This is a genomic window from Porphyrobacter sp. THAI-01a (assembly GCF_056868655.1).
In genome coordinates this window covers 1,548,697-1,569,631 of the sequence record NZ_CP180579.1, presented here as the reverse complement: position 1 = coordinate 1,569,631, position 20,935 = coordinate 1,548,697, and the positions used below count along the sequence as shown (strand labels likewise).

The 20,935-nt window shown below is 67.1% G+C and carries 20 protein-coding genes and 1 tRNA gene; 8 read left to right on the top strand and 13 right to left on the bottom strand.

The annotated features are described in order from the left end of the window. Positions 1–134: 134 nt before the first annotated feature. A complete protein-coding gene (locus tag ACMX37_RS07615) occupies positions 135–1,466 on the bottom strand; it encodes a hypothetical protein (RefSeq protein WP_483148243.1) in 1,332 nt (443 codons plus the stop codon). 320 nt (positions 1,467–1,786) lie between these two features. Between ACMX37_RS07615 and gyrA the strand changes: the two genes are divergently transcribed. Beyond that, the gene (gyrA, locus tag ACMX37_RS07610; RefSeq protein ID WP_483148242.1) at positions 1,787–4,606 is read left to right on the top strand and encodes a DNA gyrase subunit A; all 2,820 of its coding nucleotides are present in this window, start codon (positions 1,787–1,789) and stop codon (positions 4,604–4,606) included. Here gyrA and ACMX37_RS07605 read toward each other — a convergent pair. Both ACMX37_RS07605 and ACMX37_RS07600 read right to left on the bottom strand, forming a co-directional pair. Beyond that, positions 4,603–5,025, bottom strand: coding sequence for a VOC family protein (locus tag ACMX37_RS07605; protein ID WP_483148241.1), 423 nt, complete (start codon positions 5,023–5,025; stop codon positions 4,603–4,605). The genes gyrA and ACMX37_RS07605 overlap by 4 nt on opposite strands. A gap of 47 nt (positions 5,026–5,072) precedes the next feature. Further along, on the bottom strand, positions 5,073–5,738 hold the full coding sequence (locus tag ACMX37_RS07600) for a lysoplasmalogenase family protein (RefSeq protein ID WP_483148240.1): 666 nt from the start codon (positions 5,736–5,738) through the stop codon (positions 5,073–5,075). A gap of 68 nt (positions 5,739–5,806) precedes the next feature. Between ACMX37_RS07600 and trmFO the strand changes: the two genes are divergently transcribed. After that, positions 5,807–7,192 carry a methylenetetrahydrofolate--tRNA-(uracil(54)-C(5))-methyltransferase (FADH(2)-oxidizing) TrmFO gene (trmFO, locus tag ACMX37_RS07595; RefSeq protein ID WP_483148239.1) on the top strand — a complete coding sequence of 462 codons (1,386 nt, stop codon included), beginning with the start codon at positions 5,807–5,809 and terminating at the stop codon, positions 7,190–7,192. A gap of 4 nt (positions 7,193–7,196) precedes the next feature. Here the strand turns inward: trmFO and ACMX37_RS07590 are convergent, their stop codons facing one another. Both ACMX37_RS07590 and ACMX37_RS07585 read right to left on the bottom strand, forming a co-directional pair. After that, entirely contained in the window at positions 7,197–7,637 is a 441-nt protein-coding gene (locus ACMX37_RS07590) for an EF-hand domain-containing protein (RefSeq protein ID WP_483148238.1), read from the bottom strand. A gap of 70 nt (positions 7,638–7,707) precedes the next feature. Next, positions 7,708–8,370: a squalene/phytoene synthase family protein gene (locus ACMX37_RS07585; RefSeq protein ID WP_483148237.1), complete on the bottom strand. Its 663-nt coding sequence runs from the start codon at positions 8,368–8,370 to the stop codon at positions 7,708–7,710. 244 nt (positions 8,371–8,614) lie between these two features. Here ACMX37_RS07585 and ACMX37_RS07580 point away from each other — a divergent pair, with 244 nt between their 5' ends. The 3 genes from ACMX37_RS07580 to ACMX37_RS07570 are packed head-to-tail and all read left to right on the top strand — an operon-like array spanning position 8,615 to position 11,882. Beyond that, the gene (locus ACMX37_RS07580; protein ID WP_483148236.1) at positions 8,615–10,582 is read left to right on the top strand and encodes a TadE/TadG family type IV pilus assembly protein; all 1,968 of its coding nucleotides are present in this window, start codon (positions 8,615–8,617) and stop codon (positions 10,580–10,582) included. Continuing rightward, positions 10,582–11,196, top strand: coding sequence for a TadE/TadG family type IV pilus assembly protein (locus ACMX37_RS07575; RefSeq protein WP_483148235.1), 615 nt, complete (start codon positions 10,582–10,584; stop codon positions 11,194–11,196). Before ACMX37_RS07580 ends, ACMX37_RS07575 begins: the two co-directional genes overlap by 1 nt. Beyond that, positions 11,193–11,882 carry a TadE/TadG family type IV pilus assembly protein gene (locus ACMX37_RS07570; protein WP_483148234.1) on the top strand — a complete coding sequence of 230 codons (690 nt, stop codon included), beginning with the start codon at positions 11,193–11,195 and terminating at the stop codon, positions 11,880–11,882. Before ACMX37_RS07575 ends, ACMX37_RS07570 begins: the two co-directional genes overlap by 4 nt. 30 nt (positions 11,883–11,912) lie before the next feature. Here the strand turns inward: ACMX37_RS07570 and ACMX37_RS07565 are convergent, their stop codons facing one another. From ACMX37_RS07565 to ACMX37_RS07550, 4 genes are all read right to left on the bottom strand, one after another. Then, positions 11,913–13,274, bottom strand: coding sequence for a pyruvate dehydrogenase complex E1 component subunit beta (locus tag ACMX37_RS07565; RefSeq protein WP_483148233.1), 1,362 nt, complete (start codon positions 13,272–13,274; stop codon positions 11,913–11,915). A gap of 3 nt (positions 13,275–13,277) precedes the next feature. Then, a complete protein-coding gene (gene pdhA, locus ACMX37_RS07560) occupies positions 13,278–14,345 on the bottom strand; it encodes a pyruvate dehydrogenase (acetyl-transferring) E1 component subunit alpha (RefSeq protein ID WP_483148232.1) in 1,068 nt (355 codons plus the stop codon). A 155-nt stretch (positions 14,346–14,500) separates the two neighbouring features. Then, positions 14,501–14,803, bottom strand: a complete 303-nt coding sequence (locus ACMX37_RS07555) for an FtsB family cell division protein (protein ID WP_088914377.1) — start codon at positions 14,801–14,803, stop codon at positions 14,501–14,503. Positions 14,804–14,911: 108 nt separating this feature from the next. After that, a complete protein-coding gene (locus ACMX37_RS07550) occupies positions 14,912–16,075 on the bottom strand; it encodes an acyl-CoA dehydrogenase family protein (protein ID WP_483148380.1) in 1,164 nt (387 codons plus the stop codon). A gap of 152 nt (positions 16,076–16,227) precedes the next feature. On the opposite strand from ACMX37_RS07550, the gene ACMX37_RS07545 reads away from it, so the two are divergent. Both ACMX37_RS07545 and ACMX37_RS07540 read left to right on the top strand, forming a co-directional pair. Further along, positions 16,228–17,145 (top strand): haloalkane dehalogenase, encoded by a 918-nt coding sequence (locus tag ACMX37_RS07545; RefSeq protein ID WP_483148231.1) that lies wholly within the window; start codon positions 16,228–16,230, stop codon positions 17,143–17,145. Continuing rightward, on the top strand, positions 17,142–18,347 hold the full coding sequence (locus ACMX37_RS07540) for an MFS transporter (RefSeq protein ID WP_483148230.1): 1,206 nt from the start codon (positions 17,142–17,144) through the stop codon (positions 18,345–18,347). The genes ACMX37_RS07545 and ACMX37_RS07540 overlap by 4 nt, the downstream gene beginning before the upstream one ends. On the opposite strand, the gene ACMX37_RS07535 is transcribed toward ACMX37_RS07540, so the two are convergent. From ACMX37_RS07535 to grxC, 4 genes are all read right to left on the bottom strand, one after another. After that, a tRNA-Arg gene (locus ACMX37_RS07535) sits at positions 18,348–18,424 on the bottom strand. 137 nt (positions 18,425–18,561) lie between these two features. Then, positions 18,562–19,026 (bottom strand): DUF1178 family protein, encoded by a 465-nt coding sequence (locus tag ACMX37_RS07530; RefSeq protein WP_483148229.1) that lies wholly within the window; start codon positions 19,024–19,026, stop codon positions 18,562–18,564. Between the two features lie 6 nt (positions 19,027–19,032). Continuing rightward, a complete protein-coding gene (locus ACMX37_RS07525) occupies positions 19,033–19,854 on the bottom strand; it encodes a carbon-nitrogen hydrolase family protein (RefSeq protein WP_483148228.1) in 822 nt (273 codons plus the stop codon). A 14-nt stretch (positions 19,855–19,868) separates the two neighbouring features. Then, positions 19,869–20,132: a glutaredoxin 3 gene (gene grxC, locus ACMX37_RS07520; protein ID WP_483148227.1), complete on the bottom strand. Its 264-nt coding sequence runs from the start codon at positions 20,130–20,132 to the stop codon at positions 19,869–19,871. A 148-nt stretch (positions 20,133–20,280) separates the two neighbouring features. On the opposite strand from grxC, the gene ACMX37_RS07515 reads away from it, so the two are divergent. Then, on the top strand, positions 20,281–20,760 hold the full coding sequence (locus ACMX37_RS07515) for an Hsp20 family protein (RefSeq protein ID WP_088914384.1): 480 nt from the start codon (positions 20,281–20,283) through the stop codon (positions 20,758–20,760). Positions 20,761–20,935: the final 175 nt, after the last annotated feature.

Here is a 20,935-nt window from a genome sequence, read left to right as displayed (position 1 = left end):
GCTGTCCCGCAAGCGCGGGGGAAGTGCCATTCTTGCGAAGTGTGCAGCCGTGCTGCACGGCGGCGCAAGGAAAGAGCGCCGGAGCGGTTGCCCGCCCGGCGCTCTTTCCTGTTTCAACCTGCAACGGGGGACGTTCAGCCGCCCGTGGCGCCGCCGGCCTGCTCGGCATAGGCGGTCCACAGCATCGCGATCGGCGCGCGCGGACCTTCGACCTTGGCGAGCGTCGCGCGGGCCGCGGCGACATCGCCGGCCCCGATCTGTGCGATGCCCAGACGGGTGAGCGCAAGGTTGCGGTCGACCTCGGGCATCGTCAGGCTGCGCTCGTAGAAGCCGGCGGCCTTGGCGTATTCGCCGTAGCTGAGGAAGGTGTCGCCCGCAGCGATCACGGTCCGCAGCCGCGCGGTCGGCGCGTTGGCGTCACGCTCGAGCACCGGCAGGGCCTTCTGGTCTTCGGCGATCAGACCGCTGGCGGTCTTGAACTGCTCCTCGACCCAGCTGTCGCTGCCCTTGGGGATGACGCCGGTGGCATAGGCGTCCTCGATCACCGCCTTGACCTCGACCGGCAGGCGGCGCGTGTCGGCGGATTCGATGTAGAAGATGTAGTCGTTCTTTTCCTTCAGCGTGCCGACCTTCTTGCCGAGGCGCAGCAGGTCGAGCAGCACCGGGCCGTCATACTCGTTGAGGTTGCGGGTGAGGTTGACGGCATCGCGCCAGTTTTCCGGCGTCGGGTAATCGCTCACCCAGGCCTGGACGAAGTCGTAGACCTGCGGGACGATCTCGTTCGTGTAGGCGACCGAGACGCCGCGCTTGTACCAGCGCACGTCGACCGGCTGGCCGGCAGCCTTCTTCGCGGCGATCGCGTCGCTCAGATACTTGAGGCCCTCGGTGAAGCGGTCTTCCGAGAAGTAGAGCTCGGCCATGTTCATCTGCAGGTCCGAGGTCGAGACGTTCGGCGCACTGTAGCCGAGGTCGATCGCCTTCTGGAGGTAGCTGCGGGCCTTGTCGTACTGCTTGAGTTCGTTGGCGATCTGGAAGGCGACCAGGTTGAACTTGCCCGTTTCCTCGGGCTTGACCTTGCCGCTCGCCAGCATCAGCTCGACGCCCTGGAACTGCAGCGGCAGATCCTTGGCGTTGATTCCCGTGTTGAACATCATGCCGCCCAGCGCCAGCTGCTCGTCGGGCGAGGTGGCCAGCGGCAGGAGCGCGAGAACCTGCGGCTTGAGCGCCGCGAGGTCGGCCGTCGGCGCGCGCAGGGCCGTGTCGATCGGCTGGTAGGCCGCAACGAATTCCTTCGAATAGACCGGCTTGCCGGCGTCGGCCTTCTCGTCCTTCTTCTTTTTCTGGGCATAGGCCGCGTCGGCAAAGCCCGGCACGGCCAGCACGGCGGTGCCGCCGGCGAGCGCCATGGCCAGCGCAAGCTGGCGCGCGAGGCGGGTCGAGGCACGGGGCGAAGACATATTGGTCACTGCATCCTCCACAAGTAGCGCAGCCGGGCGCCCCTTGCCGGAGCACGCCCTGCGACGGAATCCGGACGGACCTTTGAACGGCTCGCGCGGGATTTGCAATTGCCGCTAGCCGCGCCGTGCTGAACGGGCTTTGAATGCCGTCGCGGCGAATGGCGCGGCCGGGGCTTCCAAGTGTGGAAAAATACACCCCGTTCCCGCTGTGTTCTGCCCGGGTGGTGGCGAAGTCCCCGTCATGTGCCTAAATGGTGGGAACCCCCCGGCCCTGATATGGCCCGGCCCGCCGAACGCGGCACCAGACACAAGCAGAAACGGCCCCGACCTTGAGCGACGACAGCGACATCCTCGATTCCACCCCGCCCGCACCCATGGGCGGCTTCGACCGCATCGACATCGTCGACGAGATGAAGTCGAGCTATCTCGACTATGCGATGAGCGTGATCGTCAGCCGCGCGCTGCCCGATGTGCGCGACGGTTTGAAGCCGGTGCACCGCCGCATCCTCTTCGCCAGCCAGGAAGGCGGCTTCGTCGCCGGGCGGCCCTATCGCAAGAGCGCCAAGATCGTCGGCGACGTGATGGGCAACTACCACCCGCACGGCGACGCGGCGATCTACGATGCCCTCGCCCGCATGACCCAGCCCTGGTCGATGCGCGTGCCGCTGATCGACGGTCAGGGCAATTTCGGCTCGATGGACCCCGATCCGCCGGCCTCGATGCGCTACACCGAGGCGCGTCTGGCGCGGGTGGCGAACTCGCTGCTCGACGATCTCGACAAGGACACGGTCGACTTCACCGACAACTACGACGGCAGCCGCAGGGAACCGGCCGTCCTGCCTGCCCGCTTCCCCAACCTGCTGGTCAACGGCGCGGGCGGGATCGCGGTCGGCATGGCGACCAACGTGCCGCCGCACAACCTCGGCGAAGTGATCGACGGGTGCCTTGCCTTCATCCAGAACCCGCACATCACCTCGGAAGAGCTGATCCGCTACATCCCCGGCCCCGACTTCCCGACCGCGCCGCTGATCCTCGGCACCCACGGCGCGCGCATGGCCTACACCACGGGCCGCGGGTCGATCCTGATGCGCTGCCGTCACGAGATCGAGCGCGGCCGCAACGAGCGCCAGTCGATCGTCTTCACCTCGATCCCCTACCAGGTGGGCAAGTCGAACCTCGTCGAGAAGATCGCCGAGGCTGCCAAGGACAAGCGCATCGAGGGCATCGCCGACATCCGCGACGAGAGCTCGCGCGAGGGTGTGCGCGTGGTGGTGGACCTCAAGCGCGACGCCACACCGGAAGTAGTGCTGAACCAGATCTGGCGGCACACCCCTGCCCAGTCGAGCTTCCCTGCCAACATGCTGGCGATCCGCGGCGGGCGCCCGGAAGTGCTGACCCTGCGCGACATCGTGCAGAGCTTCATCGCCTTCCGCGAGGAAGTTATCACCCGCCGCACCAAGTTCGAACTGAACAAGGCGCGCGAGCGGGCGCACCTGTTGCTCGGTCTCGTGGTCGCGGTCTCGAACCTCGACGAGGTGGTGGCGATGATCCGCTCCGCCCGCAACCCGGCCGAGGCCCGCGCGCGGCTGCTCGCCAAGGAATGGCCGATCGGCGACATCGCGCAGTATATCCGTCTGGTCGAAGCGATCGAACCGAACGCGGACGAGAGCGGCGGCACCTACAAGCTGTCGGAGCGGCAGGTGAAGGCGATCCTCGAACTGCGCCTCCACCGCCTCACCGCGCTCGGCCGGGACGAGATCGGCGACGAGTTGAAGGGCCTTGCCGCCGCGATCGAGGAATATCTCTCGATCCTCGCCGACCGGGTGAAGCTCTACGGGGTGATGCGCGGCGAGCTCGAGGAGATCAAGGCGACCTACGCCACCCCGCGCCTGTCCGAGATCGCGCCCGCATGGGACGGGCTCGACGACGAGGACCTGATCGAGCGCGAGGAGATGGTCGTCACCGTCACCCACGGCGGCTACATCAAGCGCACCCCGCTCGCGACCTTCCGGGCACAAGCCCGCGGCGGCAAGGGCCGCTCCGGGATGGCAACCAAGGACGAGGATGCCGTCGTCGAGCTGTTCGTGACCAGCACCCACAACCCGGTGCTGTTCTTCACCAACACCGGGCGCGTCTACCGCATGAAGGTTTGGAAGCTTCCCGAAGGCGGCCCCCAGACCAAGGGCCGCCCGATGGTCAACCTCCTCCCGCTGGGCGAGGACGAGCGCGTCACCAACGTGCTGCCCCTGCCCGAGGACGAGGCCTCCTGGGCCGACCTCAACATCGTCTTCGCCACCGAACAGGGCATGGTCCGGCGCAATTCGATGGATGCCTTCGCCAACATCCCGACGGCGGGCAAATATGCGATGGGCTTCGTCGAGGGTTCGGGCGACCGGCTGATCGGCGTGCAGCTGCTTACCGAGGACCAGCAGATCTTCCTCGCAAGCGACAGCGGCAAGGCGATCCGCTTCTCCGCCACCGACGCGCGCGAGACCAAGAGCCGCACCGGCATCGGGGTGCGCGGCATGAGCCTCAAGAAGGGCGGCAAGGTGGTCAGCATGGCGGTGCTCGCACCCCTCACCGCCGACCTCGAGACCCGCGAGGCCTATGTCCGCGCGGCGGCGTGGAAGAACAACGGCGCCGAGCCGAGCCTGCCCGCCGAGCGGCAGGCAGCGATGGCGGAAGCCGAGGAATTCATCCTCACCATCACCGCCAACGGCTATGGCAAGATCTCCTCGGCCTACGAATACCGCACTACGTCGCGCGGCGGGCAAGGCATCACCAATATCGGCACGCCCGAGAGCAATCCGGAGCGCAATGGCCCCGTGGTCGCCAGCTTCCCCGTCAAGCACGGCTCGCAGCTGATGCTGGTGACCGACCAAGCCAAGCTGATCCGGCTCGGGATCGACTTCCGCCACTTGATCGACGGCGGTTTCGAGAGCCTCAAGGGCTTCAGCATTTCGGGGCGCGGCTCGTCGGGCATCCGCATCTTCGATGTCGCCAAGGGCGAGCACATCGTCGGCGCGGCGCTGATCGACGAGACCGAGGAGCCGGAGAACCCGGCCGAGGAAGCCGTGGCTGCCGAGATGAACGAGCATGGCGCGGACGCTGCGGCGCCCGCAGACGGTGACGGCGGGGCGGCAAGCTAGGCTTTCGTCCGGCAGACCGCCTCGAGGTTGATCCCGTCCGGATCGAGCACGAAGGCGGCATAGTAGTCCGGTCCGTAATGCTCGCGCAGGCCCGGCGCGCCGTGATCGCGGCCGCCGGCGCCGAGGGCTGCGGCGTGGAACGCATCCACAGCGGCACGGCTCGGGGCGGCGAGCGCCACATGGGTGCCCTCCCCTACGGCCTCGTTGTCGCCGATCCAGAAGAAAGGTTCGCCTTCGCGCCCGTAGCCGAGCGCCGTCCCGCCGCTTTCCGTCCGATCCGGCCCCATGTGCATGACAAGGCCCAAACCGAGCGGGGCAAGTGCGGCATCGTAGAAGGCACGGCTGCGCGCGATATCGCTGACGGAAAAGCCGATGTGGTCGATCACGGGGCACCTTTCGGACTTGGCCGACCCCGTCATACCACGCCCGCAGGCCGCCCGCCTCGCGGCCCGCCGCAAGCCCTGCCCTACCTGACCGGTTGTTCTCCGCGCAGGCATTGCACGATCCCCGTGGCGATCATGACCTGCCCGGCATAGTAGAGCGGCCAGATCAGCAGATCGGGCAGCGGAGCGAGGTTGATCGGTCCCATGCGCGAGAAGATCAGCCAGTCGCTCACCACGAACAGCACCGCCCCGGTGCCGACCCGATAGCGGGGATAGTGGCTCATCCAGGCGGCGCTCCCCATCGCGCCCAGAAAGACGCCATAGAGCGCGACCTCGGCCGCCCCGCTCAGCAGGAAGCTGGCCAGCGGGGTGCCGATCAGCAGGCCCGCCCCGATCAGCTTCTGGGTTGGCGAGGGGCGCGGGTGGCGGTTGGTCAGGTAGAGGATCACGGACACCACGTGGGCAGAGGCGAAGAAGGCACCGCCGGTCAGGAAATCGAGCTCGATCGCCACGTCGCCTGCCGCCGCCAGCGCCAGCGCCACGACCAGCAGTATGCCGTCGCGCCCGCGCCAGTCCGACGGCACGCGGACCCAGCAATAGACCGCGAGAAGACCGACCGAAGCGCCCTTGGCGAGGAGGCCCCAGGTGCCCTCGCCCACCGGATTGTCGCGCAGGAAGTAGTAGGCCACCGCCGCGGCGATGCTCGCCAGCAGCCACGGCCTTTGTTCGATCAGTGCTTGCCTCGCCATTCCGTCCCGTCCCTGTCGCAACCCCTTTGGGCTTGCCGGGGGGCTAACACGCAATTACCTGCCTCGCCATGACCGGACCTGCGACTTCCCACGATGTGCACATAATCGGCGGCGGCCTCGCCGGGAGCGAGGCGGCCTGGCAGCTCGCGCAGCGCGGGGTGCGGGTGCGCCTGTCGGAGATGCGCGGCAGCGGCGACATGACCCCGGCGCACCAGACCGATGGTCTCGCCGAACTGGTCTGCTCCAACTCCTTCCGCTCCGACGATGATGCGAAGAACGCCGTCGGCCTGCTGCACCACGAGATGCGCGCCCTCGACAGCCTCGTGATGCGCGCCGGCGAAGTCGCGCGCGTCCCGGCGGGAAGCGCGATGGCAGTCGACCGGGACGTGTTCTCGGCCGAGGTCGAAAAGGCGCTCTCCCAGCACCCCAATGTCACCATCGTCCGTGAGCGGGTGGATGCCTTGCCCGAGGCGGGCCTCACCATCGTCGCCACCGGCCCGCTGACGTCCGAGGCGCTGGCGGGCAGCATCGTGCGCGCAACCGGTGCAGAACGGCTCGCCTTCTTCGATGCCATCGCCCCCATCGTCCACCGCGATTCCATCGACATGAGCAAGGTCTGGATCCAGTCGCGCTGGAACAAGCGGACCGAGGCCTCGAACGAGGGTGGCGACTACATCAACTGCCCGATGAACAAGGAGCAATATCTCGCCTTCCACCGCGGGCTGATCGAGGGCGAGAAGACCGAATTCAAGGAGTGGGAGAAGGACACGCCCTATTTCGACGGCTGCATGCCGATCGAGGTGATGGCCGAGCGCGGGGTCGACACGCTGCGCTTCGGGCCGATGAAGGGCGTCGGGCTCGACAACCCCTTCGATGTCACGCCCGAATTCCCGCAAGGCCGCTGGCCCTATGCCGTGGTGCAGCTGCGGCAGGACAACAAGCTCGGCACGCTGTGGAACATGGTCGGCTTCCAGACCAAGCTGAAATATGCCGCGCAGGTCGAGCTGTTCCGCACAATTCCGGGGCTCGAGAACGCCGAGTTCGCGCGGCTTGGGGGGCTGCACCGCAACACCTTCCTCAACTCGCCGGAAGTGCTCGACCGGCAGCTGCGCCTTCGGGCAGCGCCGCATATCCGCTTCGCCGGGCAGGTCACGGGCTGCGAGGGCTATGTCGAAAGCGCGGCGATCGGCCTTGTGGCGGGCATGATGACGGCGGCGGAACTGGCGGGCGGGGCATGGCAGCCCCTGCCCGCGACAACCGCCTTGGGCGCGTTGCTCAGCCACATCACCGGCGATGCCGAGGCCGAGACCTTCCAGCCCATGAACATCAATTTCGGCCTTTTCCCGCCGCTCCACGAGGTCGGCAAGAAGGTGCGCAAGGAGGCCTACACCACCCGCGCCAAGGCCGATCTCGAACGCTGGATCGGCGAGACCCGCGCGGCGGTGCCGGCCTAGCGGCTCAGCACTTGCAGGCCGGCTTCTTCGCCGCGGCCTTGGGAGCCGTGGCAGCGAATTCGCGCGGGGTCAGGCGATCATCGCCGTCCTTGTCGGCGCTTTCGAAGCGGTCGACCGTGGCAACCGCCCATTCCTCGAAGGTCAGCAGGTTGTTGCCGTCCTTGTCGAGCTTGCGAAAGCCCTCGGTGCGACTGGCGAGCATCTCGTTGCGGCTGATCAGCCGGTCGCGGTTGCGATCATAGCGGAAGAAGCGTTGCTCCTCGCGGCTGAGGTCGCTGAGTTCGGGCGGCGCGGGGCCTTTGAGGCTGCCCGGATCGGCAAGCGGAAGTTTTTCGGGATCGGTCGGGGGCGGCGCGGCAGCAGGCGGCGGAGCGCCCTGTTCAATCGCGGCGCGGCCCTGCCACCAGAACACGCCCACCCCGGCGAGGACCAAGCCCCCCAGCACTCCCAGCACCGCCTGTCGCAAGGGTCTGCCCCCCCTTCATGCTACGATCCCGCCCCGTAAATATACGTAATCATGCGCGAAAGATAGCGGCCCCGAGCGCCGCCAGCGGCGCGCCTCGCCCGAGCATCAGCGGATGCCCTCCGCCGCGCAGGGCCCGAAGCGCGAGCGCCTCGAGCACGGCAAGACCGCGCAGGGCACGCGGTATCCGGCCCTCGCCCTCCCCCGGCGCGAGCCCGGCCGCGACCAGCACCGCACGTTCGGCAGGGTCGGACACGCCCGCCGCCGCATCGGCCAGCGCCCAGCGCAGTCCGGCCAGCCCGAGCCGCGCCGCCACCGCTCCAGGGACCTCCGCAGCACCCAGCCCGGCAAAGAATGCCCCCCGCCCGGCGCCGAAAGCCGCCGCCTCGTCCGGGCCGAGCCTTTCGGCGGTAACCAGCACCTCCCAGGCGTCAACCATAGGCGCGAGCGCGCTCTCCCGCCCCTGCCAATGCATCCCGATCCCGTCGAGCACCGCATCCCCGCGCGGGCGCTCGTCCAGCGGCTTTGCCAGCGCCTCGCGCCACCACGCGAGCCGCATCTGGCCGAGCATCGGCTCGCTGGTGCGGGCCACGATCCGGGCCAGCCTGCGATCAAGCTGAAGAGCTATGCTTAACGGCCCGCGAACCTTTGGGCCGGACCAGGCCAGCGCCAGTTCAGCCTCGGGAGGCAGGGGATCGGTCGGTTCCGGGGTCACGGCATCGCGCCTAACCAAGGCTTTGCGGGATTGGCAAGCAAACTGTCCCGGCCCGGCACGCAAAGGGCGAAAGCCGGCCCCTATCGGCCATTAGGACTTCGCTAACCACGAACTTTGGCAATCCGCTTACCAGACCGGATTAAGGCCTCAGGCTGCATCTGGAATGCCTGCGCGATTTTTGCGTGCGGCATCAGGAAGGGGCACCGATCCGATGGGGCGAGAAATGCAGACAAGAATGTCGTTCATGCGCAAGCTGCTGCGCGACAAGTCCGCCAACACGCTCGCGATTTCGGCAGCGGCGATGGTTCCGCTCATGGCGATGGTGGGCGGCGGTGTTGACGCCAGTCGCTACTACATGGCGGCCGCGCGCATGCAGGCGGCCTGTGACGCTGGCGCGCTGGCCGCACGCCGGGCGATGACCGACGACACCTTCACCACCGCGCACCGCCAGATCGGTCTCAACTTCTTCGACCAGAACTTCAACGAAGGGATCTACGGCGTCACGGGCCGCACGCGCAACTTCACCACTGACGGCAACGGCGTGGTGTTCGGCAATGCCAGCGCCACCCTGCCGACCACCATCATGGGCGCCTTCGGCTACAACGAGTTCAACGTCACCGTCTCGTGCAGCGCCGAAATCAACATCTCGAACACCGACATCATGTTCGTGCTCGACGTGACCGGATCGATGTCCGAGTGCCCCGACGGCACCCAGTGCAATTCGGGTTCGGGCTCCAAGATCGTCGCGCTGCGCACCGCGGTGATGAACTTCTACGACACCGTGCAGGCCGCAACCTCGGCGAGCGCGCAGGTGCGTTACGGGGTGGTGCCCTATTCGCAGCAGGTCAATGTCGGCTTCTCGATTCCGCGCGAATACATGGCCAACAGCCACACCTACCAGTCGCGCGTCGCACGTTACAACCCCGCGCCCTTCCCGAACGCATCCAATCCCAATGTCACAAGGGTTGGCGACACGATCGTCCTTTCCGACACGACCGAGTGGCTGCCGCGTTCAACCTCGAACTTCAATTCGACCAACACCGATCACTACCGCTTCCGCACCGACGGTTCGGCCGGCACGACCGCGCAAAATGTGTGTACCAACTATCCCAACACCTACAGCGTATCTGTCAGCGGCGTCACGCAGACATGGCAGGTGTTCGCTTCGACCCAGTTCGTGCTGAACCAGTGGTCGGGCGGCGATTCCTGGAACCGCGCCGGTTGCCGCGCAAGGGTTCGCAAGACCCGTCTCGCTACCGCAGCGGACGTGATCCCGCAGTTCCGCGAGTGGATCTATTGCCCGGTCACCCCGGGAGTGGCCAACCCGTGCAACGTCAACAATCCGGCTGGCAGCCCCGCTGGCTGGGAGACGGTGAACCTTTCCTCGATCTACGCCAACAACACGCTGCAGATCCCGGTCGGCACCAACGGGGCGATGACTACCCAGACATGGAGCGGCTGCATCGAGGAGCCGGTGTGGATGGACACCACCGGCAACTACAGCCCGATTCCGACTGCCGCCCATGATCTCAACATCAACCTCGTCCCGCAGAACGAGGCCCAGCGGTGGAAGCCCTCGCTCAACAGTGCAGTCTACGAACGTCGCGACGGCAGCGGGAACCGCACCACCTCCTGGGTGACTTCGACCGGCAACCAGGACCGCCCCGGCTGGGTCTGCCCGCGTGCGGCCATGCGGCTCCGGGAAATCGGCACGGGCAAGTCCTTCAGCCGCACCGACCTGCAGAACTACGTCAACAGCCTCGCTGCAAGCGGCAATACCTATCACGATATCGGCATGCTCTGGGGCGCACGCTTCATCTCGCCGCGCGGGATGTTCGCCGCCGACAACGCCGAAGCGCCCAACGGCGATGCGATCGCGAGGCACATCGTGTTCATGACGGACGGTCTTCTGGTCACCGGGGTCGAGAACTATTCGACCCAGGGGATCGAATGGTGGGATCGCCGCGTCACCGGCAATGGCGACTCCACCCGTGAAGCGACTCGCCGCGCCGCGCGTCTGCAGGCCATCTGCCGCGCTGCCCAGCAGGAGAACATCACCGTCTGGGTGGTCGCCTTCGGGACAACCCTGACGCAGAACCTCCGCGACTGCGCCTCGCCCGGACGCGCGTTCCAGGCCAACGACAACGCCACGCTCAATGCGCAATTCCAGGAAATCGCGCAGAAGATCGCCGCGCTGAGGCTCACCTCGTGATGCGCCGCCTGTCCCGCCTGGGTGACTTCCTCCGGCAGCTGCGCGACGACCGCAGCGGGGTCACCCTCGTCGAGTTCGCCTTTGTCGGGCCGGTCCTGATCCTGATGGTCATCGGCCTGTTCGACATCGCGCACACGCAATACACCAGTTCGGTGCTGCACGGCGCGTTGCAGAAGGCAGGTCGCGATCTCACCCTCGAGAACGCGAACAGCCAGGAGGCCAACATCGACCAGCGCGTCGCCGACCAGGTCCGCTCGCTGATGCCGGCCAGTGCCACGATCGTGTTCGAGAAGGTCTCGCACTTCGACTTCGCCGACATCGGCGAGCCCGAGGAATTCACCGACCAGAACGACGACGACATCTGCAACAACAACGAGCCCTATGTCGACACGAACGACAACGGCCAGTGGGATGCGGATCGCGGCAAGGACGGGATCGGGGGCGCGCGCGACGCCGTGCTCTACACGGCGCGTGTTACCTATCCGCGCATGTTCCCGCTCTACGGGATGATCGGACTGTCCCAGGAGGTCACGCTGGAGGCCTCCACGGTGCTGCGCAACCAGCCCTTCGACGAGCAGAACGACCGTATCACCACGACGAGGAACTGCCCATGACCGACACCAAACCGGCCTCGCCGCTGGCAAAGGCGCGGGCCTTTGGCCGCCACCTCGCAGGGGACCGCTCGGGTCTCGCCATGGTCGAGTTCGCCTTTGCCGCACCGCTGGTGCTCGGCATGGGGATGCTTGGCACCGACACAGCGCTGCTGGTCATCACCCACCTGCAGGTCAGCCAGATCGCGATGCAGGTCGCCGACAACGCCTCGCGCGTCGGCGAGCAGGACGTGCTGACAGCGCGCAAGGTGTTCGAACGCGATATCGCCGAGACCCTGATCGGAGCCGAGAAGCTCGGCGACAACATCAACATCTTCGGCCAGGGCCGGGTGATCATCTCCAGCCTCCAGCGCAACGCGCAGGGCGGTCAGTGGATCGCATGGCAGCGGTGTCGCGGCGCGAAGCGCCATGACTCGACCTATGGCCGCGAGGGCGACGGCGCCACCGGAACCTCCTTCCCGGGCATGGGCGAGCCCGGTCGCTACATCACCGCCTCGCAAGGGACAGCGGTGATGTTCGTCGAAGTCTCCTACGACTTCACCTCGCCCCTGCCCGTCGAGATCTTCGAGGGCAAGACGATCACCTACACTGCCGCCTTCAACGTGCGCGACAACCGCGACCTCACCCGGCTCTATGCCGGGGGGCCGGTGGCGAGCTGCAACACCTATTCGGCAGCCCGCCCGACCTGATTGCGGCCGGGCGGCCCTGCCGGGCGGGTTTTACCTGTAGCACACCTTGCGCGCCGCCTCGGCGATCCGCGGCGCATCGATCAGCGCGAGCTTCTCGAGGTTGGCGGCATAGGGCAGCGGCACGTCCTCGTTGCAGACCCTCAGGACAGGCGCATCGAGGTGGTCGAAACCCTCCTCCATGCAGATGCTGATGATCTCGCTCGCGATCGAGCAGGTCGGCCAGCCTTCTTCGGCCACGATCAGGCGGTTGGTCTTGGCGAGGCTCTTCAGCACCGTCTCCTTGTCGAGCGGACGCAGGGTGCGAAGGTCGATCACCTCGGCATCGATCCCCTCGCCCGCCAGCGTGTTCGCCGCCTCGAGCGCGAGCCCGACCCCGATCGAATAGCTGACGATGGTGACGTCCTTGCCCTCGCGCACGATCCGCGCCTTGCCGATGGGAAGGACGTAGTCATCGACATCGGGCACATCGAAGCTGCGCCCGTAGACGAGTTCGTTCTCGAGGAAGACCACTGGGTCCTCGCTGCGGATGGCGGCCTTCATCAGCCCCTTGGCATCGGCCGCGTCGTAGGGAGCGATCACGATCAGGCCCGGCACGCTCGCATACCAAGGCCCGTAGTTCTGCGAGTGCTGCGCGGCGACGCGGCTCGCCGCGCCGTTGGGGCCGCGGAACACGATCGGGCAGCGCATCTGGCCGCCCGACATATAGTTGGTCTTGGCGGCCGAGTTGATGATGTGATCGATCGCCTGCATCGCGAAATTGAAAGTCATGAACTCGACAATAGGGCGAAGACCGCCCATCGCCGCACCCGTACCGATGCCGGCAAAGCCGTATTCGGTGATCGGCGTGTCGATCACGCGCTTCGGGCCGAACTCGGCGAGCAGGCCCTGCGTGACCTTGTACGCGCCCTGGTATTCGGCGACTTCCTCGCCCATCACGAAGACGCGCGGGTCGGCGCGCATTTCCTCGGCCATCGCATCGCGCAGCGCCTCGCGCACCGTGGTGCTGACGAGGCTGGTGCCGGCGGGAATGGCCGGATCGGCAGCAGGCGCGGCCGCAGCAGGCTTCTCGGCCTTGGGCGCCGGAGCAGGCGCTGGCGCAGGAGTCGGTTCAGCTGCGGGCGCAGGTGCCGGATCGGGAGCAGCCGCCTCGCCTTCCCCGGCGATCAGCGCGATCACCGCGCCGACCGCCACGTCCTCGGTTCCGGCAGGAACGAGAATCTTCTCGAGCACGCCTTCATCGATGGCCTCGAACTCCATCGTCGCCTTGTCGGTCTCGATCTCGGCGATGATGTCGCCCGGCTCGATCCGGTCGCCTTCCTGCTTCAGCCACTTGGCGAGCGTGCCCTGCTCCATCGTCGGCGAGAGCGCCGGCATCTTCAGTTCGATCCCCATGGCTCAGTACTCCTCCACGAGAACATCGGTGTAGAGTTCACCCGCACCCGGCTCGGGCGAAGTCTCGGCGAAGTCGGCGGCCTCGGCCACCTCGGCGCGGATCGCCTTGTCGATCGCCTTCAGCTCGTCCTCCGTCTTGCCGGCCTCGATCAGGACCTTCTTGAGCCCCTCGATCGGGTCGTGGTGGTCGCGCTGTTCCTGCACCTCCTCGCGGGTGCGGTACTTGGCGGGGTCGGACATGGAATGGCCGCGGTAGCGGTAGGTGTTGCACTCCATCAGCACCGGGCCCTTGCCAGCGCGGACATGGGCGAAGGCGACCTCGGCCGCGGCGCGCACCTCAAGCACGTCCATGCCGTTCACTTCCATCCCCGGAATGCGGAAGGCGGTGCCGCGGCGGTAGAAGCGGGTTTCGGCGGACGACCGCTTGGTCGCGGTCCCCATCGCGTACTGGTTGTCCTCGACCACGAAAACGATGGGCAGGTTCCATAGGGCCGCCATGTTGAAGGTCTCGTAGACCTGACCCTGGTTGGCCGCACCGTCGCCGAAATAGGCAAGGCACAGGCCGCCGTCGCCGTTGTACTGGTGCGCGAGCGCGAGGCCTCCGCCGAGCGCCACCTGCGCGCCGACGATGCCGTGGCCGCCGTAGAATTTGTGCTCGGTCGAGAACATGTGCATCGACCCGCCCTTGCCCTTGGAAATCCCGGCCTCGCGGCCGGTGAGCTCGGCCATGATCACCTTGGGATCGATGCCGTAGGCAAGCATGTGGCCGTGATCGCGGTAACCGGTGATGACGCTGTCGCGCTCGTTGTCGAGCGCCGACTGCAGGCCGATCGCGACCGCCTCCTGGCCGATGTAGAGGTGGCAGAATCCGCCGATCAGGCCGAGGCCGTAGAGCTGGCCCGCCTTCTCCTCGAACCGCCGGATCAGCAGCATCTGGCGGTAGAATTCGAGCATCTCCGCCTCGCTCGCCTTGTAGCGCTTGTTCGCCTCGAAGGCGTCCTGGAGCGAATGGAGAATGAAATCGGCATCGTCCGCAGGCTTGGCGGACTTTTTGGCAGGCTGTTTGGCCAAGACAGTATCCCTCTCTCTGGCGCGCTCATGGGGAGGAGAAGCGCCGTCCAACTGTTTGCTCTATAGGCAGTCGGACGGGGTTGACGCAACGGCAAGGCGTTGCAGAAAACCGAACGCGCATACGAAATCAGCGCGGCTTGCGCGTGCGGATCGGATCACTCGTCCTCGAGCGTGAGGACGACCTCGTCCTCGCGCATCACGCCGAGCTGGTCGCGCACCAGCTCACTGGCAAGATCGGGGTCGGCGGCCTCGGGGTCGAGCAGCATCACGCGGTTGCGCAGGCCATCGCGCTTCGCGGTGAGCTCGGCGATCTCGGCCTTGCGCTGTTCGAGCGCGGTCGCGTTCTCGCTCCAGGCGAGCAGGCCCGTCGGCCCGGCCACGGCGAAGCCCGCGAGCAGGAGCAGGCCACCCAGCGCCGCCACCTTCTTGAGCCTGTTGTCCGTCGCCGGTCTGCGCATGACGCGATTTGTCCCCTTGCCGCTGGGTTCGACAGAATCACACTTGGCCTGTCGCTGCAAGAAGAATGCGCCACAATGCGCAGGAATCCGGTGGGGAATCGCCCCGTTTCAGTAGGAGCGAGGCAGCCCGAGCACGTGTTCGGCAAGATAGGAGAGGATGAGGTTGGTCGAGATCGGCGCGACGGTGTAGAGCCGCGCCTCGCGGAACTTGCGCTCGACGTCGTATTCCTCGGCGAAACCGAAGCCGCCGAAGGTCTGCACGCACATGTCGGCCGCCGCCCAGCTGGCCTCCGAGGCAAGGAGCTTGGCCATGTTGGCCTCCTCCCCCGGATTGCCGCCTTCGTCGTAGACCCGCGCGGCATGGTGGACCATCAGCTCGGCAGCGCGCATCTGGGCATAGGCGCGCGCGATCGGGAACTGGACGCCCTGATTCTGGCCGATGGGCCGGGCGAAGACATTGCGATCCTTCGCATAGCCGCAGGCCTTTTCGATGAACCACTTGGCATCGCCGATGCACTCGGCCGCGATCAGGATGCGCTCGGCGTTCATGCCGGAGAGGATGTAGCGGAAGCCCTTGCCCTCCTCGCCCACCAGTGCCGAAGCCGGGATGCGCAGGTCGTCGAAGAACACCTCGCAGGAGGAATGGTTCATCATCGTGCGGATCGGCTTCACCGTCATGCCGTTTCCGAGCGCCTCGCGCATATCGACGAGGAAGATCGAGAGGCCTTCGGTCTTGCTGGCGGCCGCCTCGCGCGGGGTGGTGCGGGCGAGGAGGAGCATGAGATCGGAGTATTCGGCGCGGCTGGTCCAGATCTTCTGGCCGTTGATGACGTAGGTGTCGCCGTCCCGCACCGCGCGGGTCTTGAGCGAGAGCGTGTCGGTGCCGCTGGTGGGCTCGCTCACCCCGAAGGCCTGCAAGCGCAGCTCCCCGCTGGCGATGCGGGGGAGATAGGCAGCCTTCTGCTCCGGTGAGCCATACCGCAGCAGGGTGTTCATGATGTACATCTGCGCGTGCGCGGAGGAGCCGTTGCACCCGCTTGCCTGGATCTCCTCCATGATCACGCAAGCCGCTTCGAGGCTGAGACCGCTGCCGCCGTGCTCGACCGGGATCAACGCCGCAAGGAAGCCCGCCTGCGTCAGCGCATCGACGAACTCCGCCGGATATTGGCGCGCCGCATCCTTGGCGCGCCAGTATTCCCCCGGAAAACCGTCACACAGCGCGCGCACCGCGCGGCGGATCTCGGCCAGTTCCTCGGGCTCGTGGGCGGACATCGACACGCGTTCTCTCCTCCTGATCGGCGACGGCTTGCCTTCGCCGCGCGTGCAAGTCCACCTCACCAATTTGCGCGCTTTCGCGAAAGACGCGGGGTCTGGCAATCCCGTTTCGATCTGCTACCGACTGACCAGAGAGGGAGGACCCATCCATGCAGATCATCGCCCACGATCCCGCCCGCTTCGCCGACCTGCCGGGCTACGACTTCGCCGAGAACTGGCTGACCATCGACCTCGGCGAGGGCCTAAGCGCCCGGATGCACTACCTCGACGAGGGTCCGAAGGACGCGCCGCCACTGCTGCTGTTCCACGGCGAGCCTTCGTGGTCCTATCTTTACCGCAAGATGATCCCTCTCCTTGTGGACGCGGGCTTCCGCTGCCTCGCGCCGGACCTGATCGGCTTCGGCAAGAGCGACAAGCCGGACGAGCAGTCCTTCTACACCTATGCCCGCCATGCCGGGTGGCTGAAGCAATGGCGCAACGCGGTCGTTCCCGAGGTCGCCGGCCTGTTCTGCCAAGACTGGGGCGGGCTTCTGGGCCTGCGCCTCGTCGGGCAGGAGCCGGAGCGTTTCGCCTTTGTCGTTGCCAGCAACACCTTCCTGCCGACCGGCGGCGGCACGGCTTCGCCGGGATTCCTCGCGTGGCGGGAGTTCGCGCGCTCCTCGCCCGACTTCCGGATCGGCGGGATCATGCACCGCGGCTGCCAGAGCGGCCTCTCCGAGGCGGAGATCGCCGCCTATGACGCCCCCTTCCCCGATGAGGCGAGCAAGGCCGGTGCGCGCGCATTTCCGCAGCTGGTGCCGGTCGAGGACGACAAGGACGGGGTCGCCGACAACATCGCGGCGTGGGAGGGGCTCGCCGCTTTCGACAGGCCGTTCCTGACGCTGTTCGGCGAGGATGACCCGGTGCTGGGCAAGGCAGCGCCGCTGCTCACCTCGCGGATCAGGGGCGCAGCCGGTCAGCCCCACGCAATGCTGCCGAAATGCGGCCACTTCAGCCAGGAAGACCACCCCGAGGCGCTTTCGCAGGGCGTGATCGCGATGGCGCGGAAGGCAGGCTTCCTGACTTGACCCAAGCCGGCCCTGCCCCTGCCTACCTGACCCGCACGCAGGAGCGGGCGCTCGCGCTCACCATCGCGGTGGTGACGGCGAATGCCTATTACATCCACCCGATCATCGGCGAGGTCGCGCGGGGCTTCGGCGTGGGCGAGGCGGAGATCGGACTGGTGCCGGCGCTGAACCAGCTCGCGCTGGCGCTCGGCATCCTGCTGCTGCTGCCGCTCGGCGATTTCTATCCGAACCGGCGCCTGTGCCTGATCTTCGTCGCGGGCCAGACCCTGTGCCTCGGCGGGATGGTGCTCGCCCCCGGCTTCATTTCCTTCACCGCCGCCTCGACCCTGCTCGGCTTCGTCACCATCGCGCCTTACCTCATCCCAGCCTTCGCCTCGAAGCGGGTCGCACCCGAGCGGCTGGGGCAGGTCACGGCGCAGCTCACCGCAGCGGTGATCTTCGGCATCCTCGTGGCGCGGGTCGGGGCCGGTATCATCGCCGCGCGCGCCGACTGGCACACGGTCTATGTCTGCGCCCTGCTGCTGATGGTGGCGGTGACTGCGTTGCTGCCCTTCGCCATGAGAAGCGAGGCCACCGCCAAGCAGCCCCCGGCAGGCTACGGGGCGCTGATCGCATCGGTCTTCACGCTAGCCGCCAGGCACCCCGACATGCGCCTGTCCGCCGCGATCCAGGGCCTGAACTTCGCGATCTTCACCGCGACCTGGCTGGCGCTGGCGCTGCATCTGACGAGCCCTGCGATGGGCTACGGCACCGACGATGTCGGCTATCTCGCAGCCATCGCTGCTGTCAGCGTCTTCAGCACGCCGCGGCTCGGGCGCTGGGCGGACAGGATCGGCCCGCGCCGTGCGCGGCTCGGGGCGGCGATGGTGCAGTTGACGGGCGTCGCGCTGCTCTATCCGCTCGGGCACAGCATCTGGGGGGTGATGGTGCCGCTGCTCGTCACCAACCTTGTCGGGCCGACGATCGACGTGACGGGCCGGATGACGCTCTTCACCCTCGCGCCCGAGATCCGCACGCGGCTCACCACCAGCTACATCGTCGCCATGTTTATTGGCGGGGCGATCGGCAGTGCGCTCGGCACGGCGGTCTACGATCTGGGCGGATGGGGAGCCACCTGCTCGCTGCTGCTGACCATGTCGGCGGGGGTTCTTGGCCTGTCCGCCCATGCCGAACGCCGCTGGCGGATCGCACAGAGCGGGTGATGGTGACCCCGGCGCGATTCGAACGCGCGGCCCTCAGATTAGGAATCTGATGCTCTATCCTGCTGAGCTACGGGGTCCCGCGGCGAGCAATAGCAGGGTCAGCGCGTGGCGCAATATCAGCCCGCTGGGCCGCAAGCCCGAACGGGCACCCGCAACAGGCGCAGCTTTGCTGCGCGTCTAGCGGGGACCGCATCGCGGAGGCGATGCGGAGGAATCAATTGAGTTTGTCGGGCGGCGCCACAGGGAACGGCAGCGGGGCGACCGGCACGCCTTCCTCGATCAGCGCCTTGGCCTCGGCGAGGCTCGCCTGCCCGTGGATCGGGGCCTCGTCACGCTCGCCATAGTGCATCTTGCGGGTTTCCTCGGCGAACCTGTCGCCGACCCAGGTGGAGTTCTTCAGCGCCTCCGCCTGCGCCTTTGCAAGAGCCGCCAACGCCTTCTGCACCTCGGGCGGCATCGGCGTATTGGCCATGGGCCGCGGTTCGGGCGGGAGCACTTCCTCCCGGCTGTTGCCCTTGGCAGGCACGGCGGGGGCCATCGGGGCCTTGCTCACATCGGCCGCGCCGCAGGTGGGGCAGGCGAGCAAGCCCCGCGCGTGCTGGTCCTCGAAATCGGCCGAGGAGCCGAACCACCCTTCGAAGCGGTGGCCTTCATGGCAGGCGAGGTCGTAGACGATCATGACAGATCAGGATTTGGCGATTTCCCGCCGGTTGGCAAGAGCCGGAACCTGCGCGCGCACCTCCCTGATGCGGCGAAGGTCGACGTCGCAGAAGGCCAGCCCCGGCGCATCGCCGCCCATGTCGAGCAGCACCTCGCCCCACGGGTCGACGACGAGGCTGTGACCATAGGTCTCGCGCCCGTCCTCGTGCATGCCGACCTGGGCTGCGGCGATGACGAAGGCCTGCGCCTCGATCGCCCGGGCGCGCAGCATGACGTGCCAGTGCGCCGCGCCCGTGGGCCGGGTGAAGGCGGCGGGCACGGCGATGGCGTCGCAGCGGCATTTGCCCAGTTCCTCGAATAGGGCAGGAAAGCGCAGGTCGTAGCAGATCGTGAGGCCGAGCCGCCCGAGCGGCGTGCCCCTGATGGTCACCACCTCCCTGCCCGGATGGTAGGCATTGCTCTCGCGCCAGCTTTCGCCGTTCGCAAGATCGACGTCGAACATGTGGATCTTGTCGTAACTGTCAGGAGCCTGGTTGTCCTGCCGGAAATAGAGTGACCGGTTGGCCCATTTCCCGCTCCAGTGCGGCATCGCCATCGAGCCGAGCGCGATATCGATCTTCGCCTTGGCCGAGGCGAGCGCCAGTTCATCCTCGAACCGCTGCGCCCAGTCCTCGGTGATCCACTTCCCGGCGCGCTGCCGGTCGCGGTCGAGCAGCACCGACATCTCCGGGGTGAACAGCACCTGCGCTCCGTGCTTCGCCGCCGAGCGTGCGGCATCGACGATGGTCGCCAGATTCGCCTCGGGCTCCACGCCCGAGGTCATCTGGAGAACCGCAATCTTCGGCATCAGCCCGCCAGCCCCTATCCCGCCAGCAGCGCGTCGAGCTTGCCTGCGCGTTCAAGCGCGGCGAGATCGTCCGACCCGCCCACGTGCACATCGCCGATGAAGATCTGCGGCACCGTCATCGCGTTAGGGGCGCGGGCGAGCATTTCCTCGCGCTTCGGCCCGCCCATCGTGATGTCGTGTTCGTTGAAGACCGCGCCCTTCTCGGTCAGCAGGCGCTTGGCGCGCACGCAGAAGGGGCAGGCGAACTTGGTGTAGATGTCGATCTGGGGGGCGGCCATTTGCACCTCTTGAAACCTCTCGTCGGAAAACCAGATAGGGCCTGTCGCCGCGTTTCGCCAGTCTCGGGAAACGGGAACGGCGGCATGGCGGGCGCTGCATCCGGCAGGCCCGCGCCAGAACCAAATTGCTCCAGAGGAGGATTTGCCAATGTCGCGTTTCGATTTCACCCCCTATCGCCGCTCCACCGTGGGCTTCGACCGCCTGTTCGACCTGCTCGAGAACCAGGCGCGCCTCAATGCCGGCGACAACTACCCCCCCTTCAACATCTCGCGCCGCGGCGAGGACAATTACCGCATCACCCTCGCGGTGGCGGGCTTCCGGCCGCAGGACATCGACATCACGGCGCAGCAGAACCTGCTCGTCGTGCAGGGTCGCAAGCGCGAGGAGGCCGAGGACGGCTCGGAGCTGATCCACGTCGGCATCGCCAACCGCGGCTTCGAGCGCCGCTTCGAACTCGCCGACTTCGTGCGGGTGGAGCGCGCGGACCTGGCTGACGGGCTGCTGATCATCGATCTCGTGCGCGAGGTTCCCGATGCGATGAAGCCGCGCAAGATCGCCATCGGCGGCGCGGCGACCCTGACGGCAGTCCCCTCCCCCGACGACAGCGACGCGGCCAGCGCCGCCTGACCCCCGGGCCGCAAGCCGGCACGAATCAAAAGGGGGCGGATCTTGCGATCCGCCCCCGCGACTTTCGTCGCCCTGTCTGGTCCTGTCCGTCCGGGTCGCAGAAGACGGACAACACCACACAAGCTCGTAACCGGCAAAGCCCCGGTTGGACCCTTCCGGCCTGCTGACCCGAAGG

Coding starts and splice junctions, on each gene's coding strand:
- ACMX37_RS07575 (WP_483148235.1), top strand. CDS start 10,582: ATGCGCCGCCTGTCCCGCCTGGGTGACTTCCTCCGGCAGCTGCGCGAC.
- ACMX37_RS07530 (WP_483148229.1), bottom strand. CDS start 19,026: ATGATCGTCTACGACCTCGCCTGCCATGAAGGCCACCGCTTCGAAGGG.
- ACMX37_RS07550 (WP_483148380.1), bottom strand. CDS start 16,075: ATGTCCGCCCACGAGCCCGAGGAACTGGCCGAGATCCGCCGCGCGGTG.
- ACMX37_RS07525 (WP_483148228.1), bottom strand. CDS start 19,854: ATGCCGAAGATTGCGGTTCTCCAGATGACCTCGGGCGTGGAGCCCGAG.
- grxC (WP_483148227.1), bottom strand. CDS start 20,132: ATGGCCGCCCCCCAGATCGACATCTACACCAAGTTCGCCTGCCCCTTC.
- ACMX37_RS07545 (WP_483148231.1), top strand. CDS start 16,228: ATGCAGATCATCGCCCACGATCCCGCCCGCTTCGCCGACCTGCCGGGC.
- ACMX37_RS07515 (WP_088914384.1), top strand. CDS start 20,281: ATGTCGCGTTTCGATTTCACCCCCTATCGCCGCTCCACCGTGGGCTTC.
- ACMX37_RS07555 (WP_088914377.1), bottom strand. CDS start 14,803: ATGCGCAGACCGGCGACGGACAACAGGCTCAAGAAGGTGGCGGCGCTG.
- ACMX37_RS07580 (WP_483148236.1), top strand. CDS start 8,615: ATGCGCAAGCTGCTGCGCGACAAGTCCGCCAACACGCTCGCGATTTCG.
- ACMX37_RS07570 (WP_483148234.1), top strand. CDS start 11,193: ATGACCGACACCAAACCGGCCTCGCCGCTGGCAAAGGCGCGGGCCTTT.
- ACMX37_RS07600 (WP_483148240.1), bottom strand. CDS start 5,738: ATGGCGAGGCAAGCACTGATCGAACAAAGGCCGTGGCTGCTGGCGAGC.
- trmFO (WP_483148239.1), top strand. CDS start 5,807: ATGACCGGACCTGCGACTTCCCACGATGTGCACATAATCGGCGGCGGC.
- ACMX37_RS07565 (WP_483148233.1), bottom strand. CDS start 13,274: ATGGGGATCGAACTGAAGATGCCGGCGCTCTCGCCGACGATGGAGCAG.
- ACMX37_RS07605 (WP_483148241.1), bottom strand. CDS start 5,025: ATGACGGGGTCGGCCAAGTCCGAAAGGTGCCCCGTGATCGACCACATC.